We start from the raw sequence: 14,245 nt of genomic DNA, 5'->3' as shown, positions 1-14,245 counted from the left end.
TTACAGGTCCATCAGCAAGCGGCGTGGGTCTTCCAGCGCTTCTTTCACGCGGACAAGGAACGTCACCGCGCCTTTGCCGTCAACGATCCGGTGATCATAGGACAGGGCCAGATACATCATCGGACGAATCTTGATTTCACCGTTGATCACCATAGGGCGGTCCTGAATCTTGTGCATACCCAGAATGCCCGATTGCGGCGGGTTCAGGATCGGCGAAGACATCAGCGAGCCGTAGACACCGCCATTCGAGATGGTGAAGGTGCCGCCCTGCATTTCGGCCATGGACAGCTTGCCGTCACGGGCGCGTCTGCCTTTTTCTGCGATCGCCTTTTCGATTTCGGCAAAGGACATGCTGTCCGCGTCGCGGATGACCGGAACCACCAGACCTTGCGGAGTTCCCGCAGCCACGCCCATGTGGACGAAGTTCTTATAGACAATATCCGTGCCGTCGATCTCGGCGTTCACCTCAGGTACTTCTTTCAGCGCGTGACAGCAGGCTTTGGTGAAGAAGGACATAAAGCCCAAACGGACGCCATGCTTTTTCTCGAACTGGTCTTTGTACTGGCTGCGCAGGGCCATCACTTCGGTCATGTCCACCTCGTTATAGGTGGTCAGGATCGCGGCGGTGTTCTGCGCGTCTTTCAGGCGCTTGGCGATGGTCTGGCGCAGACGGGTCATGCGCACACGCTCTTCGCGCCCGGCATCCTCTGCGGCAACCGGCGCGCGTGGGGCAGGGGCAGCAGGGGCGGGCGCAGCCGCCGCAGGTGCTGGCGCCGTAGCGGCCGCTGCAACAGCGTTTGCGACGTCCTCTTTCATGATGCGGCCATCGCGCCCGGTTCCGGTGACCTGATTTGCTGACAGGCCTGCTTCGACCATTGCTTTTTCAGCGGACGGTGCGTTGGCGACATCCTTGCCACCGCCATCGCCGGTGCCTGCGGCAGGTGCCGGCGCCGGTGCTGCCGGTGCCGGGGCTGCACCTGCCGCTGCGCCGGAAATCACGGCCAGCTTTGCCGTTGCGTCGACGGTGGTGCCTTCGGGCGCTACGATCTCGGCCAATACGCCAGCCGCCGGGGCGGGAACCTCGACCGAAACCTTGTCGGTTTCCAGTTCACACAGCATTTCGTCCTGCGCAACGCTGTCGCCGACCTGTTTGAACCAAGTGGACACAGTCGCTTCGGTGACGGATTCGCCCAGCGTCGGAACCATCACGTCCACGCTTCCGCCAGATGCTGCGGGTGCGGCGGCAGGTGCAGGGCTTGGGGCCGCCGCCGGAGCCGGGGCTGCGCCTTCTCCGGCTGCGATCGTCGCCAGCAGAGCGTCAACGCCTACGGTTTCGCCTTCGGCTGCAACGATCTCACCCATCACGCCAGCGGCCGGAGAGGGGACTTCGACGGTGACTTTGTCGGTCTCCAACTCGCACAGCATCTCATCCACAGCCACTGCGTCGCCCGGTTTTTTGAACCAGGTTGCAACCGTGGCCTCGGTGACCGACTCGCCCAGCGTGGGAACACGAACTTCAATGGACATTGCTTATTTTCCTTCAATGCTCAGCGCTTCGTTCACCAGCGCTTCTTGTTGGGCTTTGTGTTGGCTGGCCAGACCCGTTGCGGGCGAGGCCGACGTCGCGCGGCCGACATAGCGCGGCCGTGTATGCTTGGCACCAATCCGGGTCAGGACCCATTCGATATTCGGCTCGATAAAGGTCCAGGCCCCCTGGTTTTTTGGTTCTTCCTGACACCAGACCATCTCGGCCCCTTTGAATCGCTCAAGCTCGTTGATCAGTGAATGCGCAGGGAAGGGATAGTATTGTTCGATCCGCAGCAAATAGACATCGTCGATACCACGCGCGTCGCGCTCTTCCAGCAGGTCATAGTAGACCTTGCCGGAACACAGAACGACCCGCTTGATCTTTTTGTCTGCGACCAGCTTGGTGTCGGAATTCCCTTGCTGGGCGTCATCCCACAGCACCCTGTGGAAGCTGGATCCGGTGGTGAAATCTTCGGTCGTGCTAACGGCCAGCTTGTGACGCAGCAGCGACTTGGGCGTTACCAGGATCAGCGGTTTGCGGAATGTCCGGTGCAACTGTCGGCGCAGGATGTGGAAATAGTTCGCTGGCGTCGTACAGTTCGCCACGATCCAGTTGTCCTGACCGCACATTTGCAGGAACCGTTCCAGACGCGCCGACGAGTGTTCCGGGCCTTGCCCTTCGAACCCGTGCGGCAGCAGCGTCACCAACCCGGACATCCGCAACCATTTCGATTCACCCGAGCTGATGAACTGGTCGAACATGATCTGCGCGCCGTTGGCAAAATCGCCAAACTGCGCCTCCCACAGGGTCAGGGCATTGGGTTCGGCCAGCGAGTAACCGTATTCAAAGCCCAGCACCGCGTATTCGGACAGCATCGAGTCGATCACTTCGTACTGTGACTGGCCGGCGCGGATATTGTTCAGCGGGTAATACCGTTCCTCGGTCTCTTGGTGCACAAAGCCAGAGTGACGCTGGCTGAATGTGCCGCGTGTCGCGTCCTGACCAGACAGACGCACCGGATAACCTTCGGTCAGCAGGGACCCGAAGGCCAGCGCTTCACCTGTTGCCCAATCAAAACCTTTGCCGTTTTCGAACATCTGCTTCTTGTGATCGAGCAGGCGCGACACCGTCTTGTGAACGGCGATATCTGCAGGCGCATGGGTCAGCGCATTTCCGATCTCGGCCATTGTCTCGGGCGTGATCGCAGTGTCGCCACGCACATATTCTTCCTTGTTCTTGTCCAGGTGCGACCAGCGCCCGTCCAACCAATCAGCTTTATTGGGTTTGTAGTCTTTTCCGGCTTCAAACTCATCATTCAGATGGGCCTGGAACGCGGCCTTCATGTCCTCGATCTCGCCCTCTGGGATCAGGCCGTCTTTGACCAGACGCTCGGTGTACAGCGACAGCGTGGTCTTATGCGTCTTGATCTTCTTGTACATGATCGGGTTGGTGAACATGGGCTCATCGCCCTCGTTGTGACCAAACCGGCGATAGCAGAAGATGTCGATGACCACGTCCTTGTGGAACTTCTGGCGGAATTCAGTGGCGACCTTGGCGGCGTGAACCACGGCCTCGGGGTCGTCGCCGTTCACGTGGAAAATCGGTGCCTCAACCATCAGCGCGATATCCGTCGGATATGGGCTGGAGCGGCTGAAATGCGGCGCGGTGGTAAAGCCGATCTGGTTGTTCACGACGATATGCATGGTGCCGCCGGTCTTGTGACCGCGCAGACCAGACAGGCCGAACCCTTCGGCAACAACACCCTGACCGGCAAAAGCTGCGTCGCCGTGCAGCAGGATGCCCATCACAGAGGTACGCTCGGCGTCCTTGAACTGATCTTGCTTGGCGCGGACCTTGCCTAGAACAACCGGGTTCACTGCCTCAAGATGGCTGGGGTTGGCCGTCAGCGACAGGTGCACGCTGTTGCCGTCAAATTCACGGTCGCTGGAAGCACCGAGGTGGTATTTCACATCGCCCGAGCCATCCACGTCCTCGGGCTTGAAGCTGCCGCCCTGAAACTCGTTGAAAATCGCGCGATAGGGTTTGCGCATCACGTTGGCCAGAATGTTCAGACGGCCACGGTGCGGCATCCCGATGACGATTTCCTTGACGCCCAAGGCACCGCCACGCTTGATGATCTGCTCCATCGCGGGGATCAGGGCCTCACCCCCGTCCAGACCGAACCGTTTGGTACCCATGTACTTGACGTGCAGGAATTTCTCGAAACCTTCGGCCTCGACCATCTTGTTCAGGATCGCCTTGCGGCCCTCCTTTGTGAACGCGATTTCCTTGCCGTATCCTTCGATCCGTTCCTTCAGCCAAGCGGCCTGTTCCGGGTCGGAGATATGCATGTACTGCAGCGCGAAGGTGCCGCAATAGGTCCGCTTCACGATATCGACGATCTGCCGCATCGAGGCCATCTGCAGACCCAGCACGTTGTCGATAAAGATAGGCCGGTCCATGTCGGCCTCGGTGAAGCCATAAGTCTTGGGGTCCAGTTCCGGATGGGTGCTGGCCGCCCGCATCCCCAACGGATCCAGATTGGCCGCCAGATGGCCCCGGATGCGATAGGCCCGGATCAGCATCAGCGCCCGCAAACTGTCCAGAACGGCGCGCTTGATTTGGTCGTCGCTGACCGCAACGCCTTTGTCTGCCGCCTTGTCCTTGATCTTTTTTCCTGCCGCCTTGGCGTCAATCTCAGCCCATTCCCCAGTGAGCGCCCCGGTCAGATCATCCGCTGGCATCGGCGGCCAGTCGGTTCGCGCCCATGATGGCCCTTCGGCTTCTTTCTGGACGTCCGGCGTCGCGTCGCCCATGGCCTTGAAAAACTCGGCCCAGGCCGCGTCTACCGCGCCGGGGTCCTTTGTGTACTGAGCATAAAGCTGCTCTAGGTATTCGGCATTATGCCCTTGCATAAAGCTTGAGGCATGAAAGGCAGAGTTGGGCGAGTGTTCGGTCATTGGGTTACCTCATATGGGTTGGGACCGTATTGATTTGTGCCCGGCTGACTGGGGCGGGTCAGCCACCACAGCACCAGGAGAGGCGACACCACCAGAACCAGCAGCGTCGGAATGACGACCAGCAAAGTGGCGCGGGTAAACAGGATGTCCAGATTGCCACCGTGCTGGAAGCTGGACGCCAGACCAATTCCGAAAATCAGAACTGCGGCGGCTCCGAGGATCAGCAGGATCGGCAGCAGCGCATAAAGCCCGCTGCGCCCGGTGTCATGCATCCGACGCCATGCAACAGCCAGATGCGGGAAAAAGACGATCAGGCTGACAATCGACTGCACCGGCTGGCTTGAGGTGGCGGCGACGGATTTCGTCGTGTCCGTTTCCGTCGTGGTGACCTGAGTGAAAAACTGCCAGTCAATAACCCCGGCGATGATATTCCAGATCACGATAAAAAGGAAAAAGAACCAGTATTCGGGCCGCGAGGCGCGGCCCGAGAAAGTTAAGAACTTTGAGAAACACGTTTTGACAGCCTCACCAAAGGTCATGTTTTCCGTTCCTCCCAAAGTAGACGGCTAAGCCGCCGCTTTAACCAATCGCTTCCAGCACGGCCTCACCCAGCGTCGCCGGGCTTTCCGCCACAACGATACCGGCCGAGCGCATGGCTTCGATCTTGTCCTCGGCTCCGCCTTTGCCGCCAGCGACGATCGCGCCCGCGTGACCCATGCGGCGGCCCGGAGGGGCCGTGCGGCCTGCGATGAAACCGGCAACCGGCTTTTTGCGGCCCTTCTTGGCCTCATCCGCCAGGAACTGTGCGGCTTCTTCTTCAGCGGAACCACCGATCTCACCGATCATGATGATCGAGTGGGTTTCGTCATCGGCCAGGAACCATTCCAGCACGTCGATATGCTCGGTCCCTTTGATCGGGTCGCCGCCAATGCCCACGCAGGTGGACTGGCCCAGACCCACATCGGTGGTCTGCTTGACGGCCTCATAAGTCAGAGTGCCGGAACGCGACACAACGCCGACCGAGCCGCGCTTGTGGATGTGGCCGGGCATGATGCCGATCTTGCAGGCGTCGGGCGTGATGACACCGGGACAGTTCGGGCCGATCAGGCGCGATTTGCTACCTTCCAGCGCGCGCTTCACCTTCATCATGTCCAGAACCGGGATGCCTTCGGTGATGCAGACGATCACTTCCATCTCGGCATCAATCGCTTCGAGGATCGAGTCGGCCGCGAAGGGCGGCGGCACATAGATCACCGAGGCATTGGCTTCGGTCACATGTTTGGCCTCGTGGACCGAGTTGAACACGGGCAGGTCAAGATGCGTCATCCCGCCTTTGCCGGGGGTCACGCCGCCGACCATCTTGGTGCCATAGGCGATGGCCTGTTCAGAGTGGAATGTGCCCTGCGAGCCGGTAAAGCCCTGACAGATCACTTTGGTATTTTCGTCGATGAGGACTGCCATCTGGCGTTCTCCTTTGTAGGGCGGGTTTTAGCCCGCCAAAATCTTGGGAAAGGCGGGCTGAAGCCCGCCCTACGGGATGACAATCAGCCTTTTACCGCCTTAACGATCTTCTCGGCACCGTCTTTCAGGTTGTCCGCGGCGATCACGTCCAGGCCAGAGGTGTTGATGATCTCTTTGCCTTTCTCGACGTTCGTGCCTTCCAGACGCACGACCAGCGGAACCTTCAGGCCGACCTCTTTCACCGCGGCGACAACGCCCTCGGCGATGACGTCACAGCGCATGATGCCGCCGAAGATGTTGACCAGAATGCCTTTGACGTTTTCGTCCGAGGTGATGATCTTGAACGCCTCGGTCACTTTCTCTTTGGTGGCACCGCCGCCCACGTCGAGGAAGTTGGCAGGCTCGGCGCCGTACAGCTTGATGATGTCCATCGTGGCCATTGCCAGACCGGCACCGTTCACCATGCAGCCGATCTCACCGTCCAGCGCAATGTAGTTCAGGTCGTATTTGCTGGCTTCGAGTTCCTTGGGGTCTTCCTCGGTCTCGTCGCGCAGCTCGGCGATGTCGGGATGGCGGTAAACCGCGTTGCCGTCAAAGCCCAGCTTGGCGTCCAGCACCTTGAGGTCGCCGCCTTCGGCCACGATCAGCGGGTTGATCTCCAGCATCTCCATGTCCTTCTCGACGAAGGCCTGGTACAGCTGACCCATCAGACGCACGCATTGCTTGACCTGCGCGCCTTCCAGACCCAGCGAAAAGGCGATGCGGCGGCCGTGATAGGCCTGATAGCCGGTCACAGGGTCCACCGAGAAGGACAGAATTTTCTCAGGCGTGGACTCGGCCACTTCTTCGATGTCCATGCCGCCTTCGGTCGAGCATACAAACGAGATGCGGCTGGTCTGGCGATCCACCAGCAGGGCCAGATACAGTTCGCGTTCGATGCCAGAACCAGCCTCGATATAGATTCGGTTGACTTGCTTTCCAGCGGGGCCGGTCTGATGCGTGACCAGCGTGCGGCCCAGCATCTTTTTGGCTTCTTCGGCGGCTTCTTCCACCGATTTGGTCAGACGGACACCGCCTTTTTCACCAGCGTCAGCCTCTTTGAACGAGCCCTTGCCGCGGCCACCCGCGTGGATTTGGGCCTTTACAACCCACAAGGGGCCGTCCAGTTCACCGGCTGCGGTTTTGGCTTCCTCGGCGCGCAGAACCGCGCGACCTTCAGAGACCGGAGCGCCATAGCTGCGAAGAAGAGCCTTGGCCTGATATTCGTGAATGTTCATCGAAACTGTCCCGTTTGACTACGATTACTTCGTTATAGAAATGTCCAAGGGGTAAATTTAAAGGTTTTTTTGTTTTCAAAGCTCTTTTTCACAGAGATTTTTACTGTTTGTGATCACACTTTTTTGGGGTGTGATCACAAAATGGCGGAAGTTGAATTTATGATTCGATAAATCGTTTCGCGCCTTTGAAAACACATTCAAAAAAGGTGTTTGAGGTGTTTGCGCTAATACTCTTCCCGCAAGTATTGCAGATCAAGAGGCCAGTACAAAAGAAAACCGGCCCAACTTGTGGGCCGGTTTGGAATGTCAAAAAAGGCTGAAATCAGGCCAGCGAGCTGTCGATGCCCTTACATGCCTCGATCAGGCCTTTCACAGCGTTGACTGAGTTGTCGAAACCGGCTTGCTCTTCTTCGTTGAGCTTGATGTCGACAACACGTTCGATTCCGCCCGCGCCGATCACAGTGGGAACACCCACATACATGCCGTCAACGCCCAGCTCGCCGTTGCAATAGGCGGCACAGGGCAGGACGCGCTTCTGGTCTTTCAGATAGGCTTCTGCCATTTCGATCGCCGAAGTCGCAGGGGCATAGAAGGCCGAACCGGTTTTCAGCAAGCCAACGATCTCGGCGCCACCATCACGCGTACGCTGAACAATGGCATCCAGTTTCTCTTGTGTGGTCCAGCCCATTTCAACCAGATCGGGCAGCGGGATACCGGCAACGGTCGAATAGCGCACCGATGGAACCATCGTGTCGCCGTGGCCGCCCAGAACAAATGCTGTGACGTCGCGCATGGACACGTTGAACTCTTCCGACAGGAAGTGCGCGAAACGGCCCGAATCCAGAACGCCTGCCATGCCGCAGACCTTATTGTGCGGCAGGCCCGAGAATTCGCGCAGCGCCCAGACCATCGCGTCCAGCGGGTTGGTGATGCAGATGACGAACGCATCGGGCGCGTTGGCAGCGATGCCTTCGCCAACCGACTTCATGACTTTCAGGTTGATACCCAGCAGGTCGTCGCGGCTCATGCCCGGCTTGCGGGGGACACCAGCAGTCACGATGCAGACGTCCGCGCCGGCGATGTCCGCGTAGGACTGGGTGCCCTTCAGCTTGGCGTCGAACCCTTCGGAGGGGCCGGATTCAGCGATGTCCAGCGCCTTGCCTTCCGGTGTGCCTTCGGCGATGTCAAACAGGACGACATCACCCAGTTCTTTCATTGCAGCGAGGTGGGCGAGCGTGCCGCCGATCTGACCTGCGCCGATCAGCGCGATCTTGGGTCTGGCCATTTGGGATATCTCCGATGGGTTTTGAAATCGCGGTTGTGCTAGTCGGTAAAACGGATTTGTGCAAGTGTTCTGCTGCGTGGCATACAACCGCATACCGTTTTTCGTAGCGTCCGTCGGGCGCTAAACATCGCATTTCAGGAAGGCTGAATGTTCGAACTGGACTTGATGTTCTTTGCCGTGGCGATCCCTGCCGTGATCTTTGCAGGCATTTCCAAGGGCGGGTTCGGGTCGGGCGTGGCCTTTGCGTCCTCGTCGATTCTGGCGTTGATCCTGACGCCCGGACAGGCCCTGGCGCTGATGTTGCCGATTCTGATGGTGATCGACGTTGCCACCCTGAAACCCTATTGGAAGCGGTGGAGCTGGCCGGATTCGCGCCTGTTGATTCTGGGGGCTGTGCCGGGTGTCGCGCTGGGCGCGTGGCTCTATCGTGTCACCGACGACGACCTGCTTCGCCTGCTGATCGGAGGGATCTCGGTCGGGTTCGTGATTTGGCATGTGGCGCAAAGCAGGGGCTGGATTCGTGGTTTTGCCAACCGTCTGCCGCCGTCGGCCGGTCTGTTTGCAGGGTTGGTGGCCGGGTTCACCAGCTTTGTCAGCCATGCCGGCGGACCGCCTGCCGCCGTGTACCTGCTGTCGCAACGCTTGACGAAGACCGAGTTTCAAGCCAGCACCGTGCTGGTCTTCTGGGTCATCAATGCGGTGAAATTCGTGCCCTTTGCCTATCTGGGCCTGTTCACATGGCACACGGCGCTGGCCGATTTGCTGCTGGCTCCGTTCGCCATTCTTGGCGCGTGGTTGGGCGTCCGGGCACATTTCATGCTGTCCGAGCGCCTGTTCTTTGGCATCGCCTATGTTCTGCTGACCCTCACGGGCAGCAAACTGATCTGGGATGCGCTGACTTAGACGTTGGGCGGCAACGCCTCGGCCATATCCTCATAGGATTGACCGGATGCGATCAGGCAGGTCATCCCGTCCGGCAACGTCACCGTGATCGTCCAACTACCGCTTGCGGTCGAGGCATAGACCTCCATCACCGCACCTTGTCGCGCGATGCCAATACCCTGTCGGGTCTCGCCATAGGTTTCAGCCAGTCGCTTTATGATCTCCTCGCGGGGCGCGCAGGTCTGTGCCTGCACCTGAACGGCGGCCAGAACCATGATGCCCAGCCCCATCGTCATCTTGAACAGTGTCTTCTGCATCCTTGCAACCTTTCGATTCCATATGTCCAAAAGGGTGCAAGTGACGTGCCGAAATCTGGTTAAACCAACGCACGTTGCGTCGCGAATGCTGCAATGCGGCGATTTTGTCCTTGAACTTTCCGACAAAAAATGCCCCATTCCGCGCAACTTTATTTCACAAGGGAGAGGCCAATGGACCCCCGTCAGCGCCCCTATCGTTCTGTTCTGTATATCCCCGGCTCGAAAGATCGGGCGCTGGACAAGGCACGTACCTTGCCGGTCGACGCGATTATCTTTGATCTGGAAGATGCCGTCGCCGCCGACGAAAAAGAGAACGCGCGGGAAACGCTCAAGGCCGCTTTGGCCGCGGGTGGATATGGCGCGCGGGTTAAGATTGTGCGGATCAACGGGCTGGACACCGAATGGGGCCGCGCCGATGCCGAGGCCGTGCGGGACATGGACGCCGATGTGGTTCTGCTGCCCAAGGTGAACTCGGCCGCTGATGTGGACGCGCTGGGCGCGATCACTGGCGATATCCCGATCTGGGCGATGATGGAGACCCCGCGCGGAATGCTGAACGCCGCCGAGATCGCCGCGCATCCGCTGATGGCGGGCTTTGTTATGGGAACCAACGATCTGGCCAAGGAATTGCAGACCCGGTTCCGCCTCGACCGCCTGCCGCTGATGACCTCGCTGGGCCTGTGCCTGCTGGCCGCAAAGGCCGAGGGGCTGATCATCGTGGACGGTGTATATAACGCTTTCAAGGATGACGAAGGTCTGGCCGCAGAATGCACGCAGGGCCGTGACATGGGCTTTGACGGCAAGACCCTGATCCACCCCGCTCAGGTCGAGATCACGAACGCAGCCTTTGCCCCGTCGGACGCCGAAATTGACCTGGCGCAACGTCAGATTGCCGCCTTTGAAGAGGTCGAAGCACAAGGGCAGGGCGTTGCTGTTGTGGATGGCAAGATCGTGGAAAACCTGCACGTTGCAACCGCCCGCGAAATTCTGGCAAAAGCAGAGGCGATTTCAGCTTTGCAAGCGGGGTAAGCCAGCATGGGCTTTGTTCTTCTGATCCTTGGTGTGGCGCTTTGGTGGGCCGCACATCTGTTCAAACGCGTCGCGCCCGCGCGGCGCGCGGCCATGGGCAATGGTGGTAAAGGCGCGGTAGCTCTGGCGCTAGTGGCGGCGATTTTGCTGATGATCTTCGGCTATCGCATGACCGATTTCATCTATGTCTGGGCACCGCCCACGTTCCTGATCCACGTCAACAACCTGCTGGTGCTGATCGCCATCTTCCTGATGAGCCCCGCGCCCAAAAAAGGCCGCCTGCTGAACAAGCTGCGCCATCCGATGCTGGGCGGGTTCAAGCTGTGGGCCTTTGCGCATCTGCTGGTGAATGGCGATTTGGCGTCGATCATCCTATTCGGCGGCTTGCTGGCCTGGGCTGTGGTCGAAGTGATCGTGATCAACAAGTCCGAACCCGACTGGACCCCCGGCGAGCCCGGCACCTATGGCAAGGATGCGATGTTCTTTGCGGCCTCGATCGTTCTGCTGGGCGTGATCGGCTATATTCACGGGCTGGTTGGCCCGTCGCCGTTCGGATCATAAGGGACTGAGGATGGCAAAACTTTATCGCTTGCTGACCGAAGAGGACACCTCGGTCTTTTGCCACAAAGTGTCCGACGCGCTGGCCAAGGGGTGGGAGCTGTATGGCGACCCGTCCTATGCCTTTGACGCCGCAAATAACGTGATGCGCTGCGCGCAGGCTGTGACCAAAGAGGTCGCGGCAGATTACTCCTCTGACATGAAACTGGGACAGCAATAATGGCAAAAACAAATCCGGGCCGCTTTTTCGAGGATTATTCCGTCGGGCAGGTGCTGCACCACGCAGTGCCGCGCACTGTGACCGATGGCGAACGTGCGTTGTATCACGCGCTGTATCCGGCGCGTCATGCGCTGTATTCTTCGGATGAGTTCGCCCGGGCGTCGGGTTTGCCGCAAAGCCCGTTGGACGACATGGCGGCGTTTCACGTGGTGTTTGGCAAGACCGTGCCCGATGTCTCGCTGAACGCGGTGGCCAATCTGGGTTATGCCGAGGGGCGCTGGCTGAAGCCGGTCTATCCCGGTGATACGCTGCGGTCGGAATCCGAGGTGATCGGGGTCAAGCAGAACTCGAATGGCAAGACCGGGGTGGTTTACGTGCGCACCCGTGGTCTGAACCAGCGCGACGAGGCGGTCATGGAGTATGTCCGCTGGGTGATGGTGCGCAAATCGGACCTGTCCACGGCAGCGCCCGAGGCGGTTGTGCCGCAACTGAAAAAGGCGCTGGAGCCGGGCGATCTGGTCATCCCGAAGGGGTTGGATTTTTCGAACTACGATTTCACGCAGGCCGGTGAGGCGCATCGCTGGAGCGATTATGAGATCGGCGAAAAGATCGACCATGTGGATGGCGTCACCGTCGAAGAGGCCGAACATATGCTGGCCACGCGCCTGTGGCAAAACACCGCCAAGGTGCATTTCGACCTGACCTTCCGCCCCGAGGGGCGACTGATCTATGGTGGCCACGTAATCTCGATGGCGCGGGCATTGTCATTCAATGGTCTGGCGAATGCACAGATGGTGGTCGGCCTGAATGGCGGTGCGCACGCTAACCCGTGTTTCGCGGGCGATACGATCAAAACCTGGTCCGAGGTTCTGGACAAGGCCGAGACAGATGTTCCCGGTGTGGGGGCGATCCGCCTGCGTCTGGTGGCCACCAAAGGTGGAGAGCCTTTTGAACTTAAAAACGAAGATGGCCGGTACATGCCGAACATCCTGCTTGATCTAGATTATTGGGCCCTGATGCCCGTCTAATCAGCCTGCCCACATTCATGTGATCGCAGCCTTTCCCAAACGTGCTAGGCTGCGGTCATGCTCGTGTTTCGCTCGATTGCTGTTTGTGTCTGTCTGACCCCGCCTGCTTTGGCATGTGATCTGGCCTTGGCTTTGGCTGTGGACGTTTCGGGGTCTGTTGATTCCACCGAGTACCGTATCCAGATGGACGGCCTTGCGGCCGGATTGCGCGATCCCATTGTGTCCGAGGCATTGGTGCGCGGTGACGCGCGCCTGATGCTGGTACAGTGGACTGGCGCGTCGCGTCAGAAAGTAACGATACCCTGGACGCGAATTGACAGTTTTGAAACGCTGGACGCCTTTGCTGGGCAGGTGGCATCGGATCCGCGTGTGTGGCGCAACTTTTCAACGGCGATAGGCGAAGCCTTGGAAATGACCCTGACCAGTTTCAATACGGTTTCCGAATGCAAAAGGCACTTGATTGACATCTCGGGTGACGGAATTTCAAACGAAGGGGTCGAACCCACGGAAATTCACGGCGTTTTGCGCAGCCGGGGCGTGACTGTCAACGCGATTGCCATCGAGGAAACCGAACCGGACCTGACCGCGTATTTCTTTGAGAATGTTATTGTCGGCGAAGGCGCATTTGTCGTTTCTGCCGCCGGTTTCGAAGATTACCCTGAACGAATTCGTAAGAAACTGCTGCGCGAAGTGACACAACAAACCGCGGGGCTGGAATAGCTTTGGGTCAGATTCGGAGGTGAAGGCGCTAACATCTGAAAGCTGTGATTTCATTTGTGATCACGTCATTATTTTGTGTGATCACAATTTGAAATTATCCACCATTTTGCGCCAAATATGAGCTTTTTTGCAGTTGCAGCGCGTGACAGACTTGCAAAAAACAGTAAAACCTTCGGAAGCAACCGAAAAGGAGCCAATCCGACATGGCCGATGTAAATCGGGGCAATCGCCCTCTTTCACCACATCTTACGATTTATCGTCCGCAGTTGACCTCTGCGACCTCTATTCTGGTGCGGATCACCGGAATCGCAGCCTTGGCGATGTCCTTCTTCGTTGTGTGGTGGCTGCTGGCAGCCGCAACGTCAGAGACCGCGTTCAACTTTATTGATAGCTTGATGAGAAGCTGGTTGGGCGATCTGGTCATGTTTGGCGCGACCTGGGCGATTTTTTACCACATGCTCGGGCGTTTGCGCCACGTGATCTGGGATCTGGGGTATTGCGTGGACGTCAACATCTCGGAAAAGCTGGGGATCGGCATGTTGGTGCTGGCCACTGTTCTTTCGTTCATAACAGCGATTGCGGTCTAAGGGGGACACCATGAGTTATCTGACAGACCGTAAGCGTGCGCAGGGCACAGGTGCAGGCCGGCAGGGGACACATCACCACTGGCAAATGATGGCCAGTTCAACGGCACTGGTTTTCCTTGTTCCACTATTTGTGTTCACTTTCGCCAACGGGCTGGGCGGAACCTACGAAGAGGTTCTTGCCTATTACAGCCGTCCGTTCCCGGCGATCATAACTGGGCTGACGCTGGTCGTCGTTATTATTCACCTAGTCCGCGAGGCACAGGTGGCGATTGAGGACTATGTGCACGGCGTCGCAGAAAAGCTGAGCCTGATGGCAGTTGCAGCTTTTGGATACACTTTGATTGCTGCGGGGCTTTTTGCCCTTGTGAAGCTGGCGCTTTAAGGCGCGGTAGG

The 14,245-nt window shown here is 58.6% G+C and carries 15 protein-coding genes; 8 read left to right on the top strand and 7 right to left on the bottom strand.

Annotated elements, in window-relative coordinates; genetic code table 11:
• The 6 genes from odhB to mdh form a co-directional block, all read right to left on the bottom strand.
• Entirely contained in the window at positions 1-1,527 is a 1,527-nt protein-coding gene (gene odhB, locus RUESEDTHA_RS04745; RefSeq protein ID WP_180884872.1) for a 2-oxoglutarate dehydrogenase complex dihydrolipoyllysine-residue succinyltransferase, read from the bottom strand.
• A 3-nt stretch (positions 1,528-1,530) separates the two neighbouring features.
• A complete protein-coding gene (locus tag RUESEDTHA_RS04740) occupies positions 1,531-4,488 on the bottom strand; it encodes a 2-oxoglutarate dehydrogenase E1 component (protein ID WP_180884870.1) in 2,958 nt (985 codons plus the stop codon).
• Positions 4,485-5,027, bottom strand: a complete 543-nt coding sequence (locus tag RUESEDTHA_RS04735) for a DUF805 domain-containing protein (RefSeq protein WP_180884868.1) — start codon at positions 5,025-5,027, stop codon at positions 4,485-4,487. Before RUESEDTHA_RS04735 ends, RUESEDTHA_RS04740 begins: the two co-directional genes overlap by 4 nt.
• A gap of 40 nt (positions 5,028-5,067) precedes the next feature.
• Positions 5,068-5,949 (bottom strand): succinate--CoA ligase subunit alpha, encoded by an 882-nt coding sequence (sucD, locus tag RUESEDTHA_RS04730; RefSeq protein WP_170353524.1) that lies wholly within the window; start codon positions 5,947-5,949, stop codon positions 5,068-5,070.
• Between the two features lie 83 nt (positions 5,950-6,032).
• The gene (gene sucC / locus RUESEDTHA_RS04725) at positions 6,033-7,226 is read right to left on the bottom strand and encodes an ADP-forming succinate--CoA ligase subunit beta (protein ID WP_180884866.1); all 1,194 of its coding nucleotides are present in this window, start codon (positions 7,224-7,226) and stop codon (positions 6,033-6,035) included.
• A 322-nt stretch (positions 7,227-7,548) separates the two neighbouring features.
• On the bottom strand, positions 7,549-8,511 hold the full coding sequence (gene mdh / locus RUESEDTHA_RS04720) for a malate dehydrogenase (protein WP_180884864.1): 963 nt from the start codon (positions 8,509-8,511) through the stop codon (positions 7,549-7,551).
• 147 nt (positions 8,512-8,658) lie between these two features.
• On the opposite strand from mdh, the gene RUESEDTHA_RS04715 reads away from it, so the two are divergent.
• Entirely contained in the window at positions 8,659-9,414 is a 756-nt protein-coding gene (locus RUESEDTHA_RS04715) for a sulfite exporter TauE/SafE family protein (protein WP_180884862.1), read from the top strand.
• Here the strand turns inward: RUESEDTHA_RS04715 and RUESEDTHA_RS04710 are convergent.
• A complete protein-coding gene (locus RUESEDTHA_RS04710) occupies positions 9,411-9,710 on the bottom strand; it encodes a hypothetical protein (protein ID WP_180884860.1) in 300 nt (99 codons plus the stop codon). The genes RUESEDTHA_RS04715 and RUESEDTHA_RS04710 overlap by 4 nt on opposite strands.
• Before the next feature lie 171 nt (positions 9,711-9,881).
• On the opposite strand from RUESEDTHA_RS04710, the gene RUESEDTHA_RS04705 reads away from it, so the two are divergent.
• From RUESEDTHA_RS04705 to sdhD, 7 genes are all read left to right on the top strand, one after another.
• Positions 9,882-10,739, top strand: a complete 858-nt coding sequence (locus tag RUESEDTHA_RS04705; RefSeq protein ID WP_180884858.1) for a CoA ester lyase — start codon at positions 9,882-9,884, stop codon at positions 10,737-10,739.
• A 6-nt stretch (positions 10,740-10,745) separates the two neighbouring features.
• The gene (locus RUESEDTHA_RS04700) at positions 10,746-11,300 is read left to right on the top strand and encodes an NnrU family protein (protein ID WP_180884856.1); all 555 of its coding nucleotides are present in this window, start codon (positions 10,746-10,748) and stop codon (positions 11,298-11,300) included.
• A 10-nt stretch (positions 11,301-11,310) separates the two neighbouring features.
• Positions 11,311-11,517 carry a DUF1737 domain-containing protein gene (locus RUESEDTHA_RS04695; RefSeq protein WP_180884854.1) on the top strand — a complete coding sequence of 69 codons (207 nt, stop codon included), beginning with the start codon at positions 11,311-11,313 and terminating at the stop codon, positions 11,515-11,517.
• A complete protein-coding gene (locus RUESEDTHA_RS04690; protein WP_180884852.1) occupies positions 11,517-12,545 on the top strand; it encodes a MaoC family dehydratase in 1,029 nt (342 codons plus the stop codon). Before RUESEDTHA_RS04695 ends, RUESEDTHA_RS04690 begins: the two co-directional genes overlap by 1 nt.
• A 57-nt stretch (positions 12,546-12,602) precedes the next feature.
• Positions 12,603-13,265, top strand: coding sequence for a DUF1194 domain-containing protein (locus RUESEDTHA_RS04685; RefSeq protein ID WP_171239881.1), 663 nt, complete (start codon positions 12,603-12,605; stop codon positions 13,263-13,265).
• 203 nt (positions 13,266-13,468) lie between these two features.
• Positions 13,469-13,852: a succinate dehydrogenase, cytochrome b556 subunit gene (gene sdhC, locus RUESEDTHA_RS04680; RefSeq protein WP_171211772.1), complete on the top strand. Its 384-nt coding sequence runs from the start codon at positions 13,469-13,471 to the stop codon at positions 13,850-13,852.
• A 10-nt stretch (positions 13,853-13,862) separates the two neighbouring features.
• Positions 13,863-14,234 carry a succinate dehydrogenase, hydrophobic membrane anchor protein gene (gene sdhD / locus RUESEDTHA_RS04675; RefSeq protein WP_171122560.1) on the top strand — a complete coding sequence of 124 codons (372 nt, stop codon included), beginning with the start codon at positions 13,863-13,865 and terminating at the stop codon, positions 14,232-14,234.
• Positions 14,235-14,245 lie beyond the last annotated feature (11 nt).

The organism is Ruegeria sp. THAF57 (assembly GCF_903914075.1).
Lineage (GTDB): Bacteria > Pseudomonadota > Alphaproteobacteria > Rhodobacterales > Rhodobacteraceae > Ruegeria.
The sequence above is the reverse complement of the archived record's forward strand: the minus strand, read 5'-3'. Positions and strand labels throughout refer to the sequence as shown.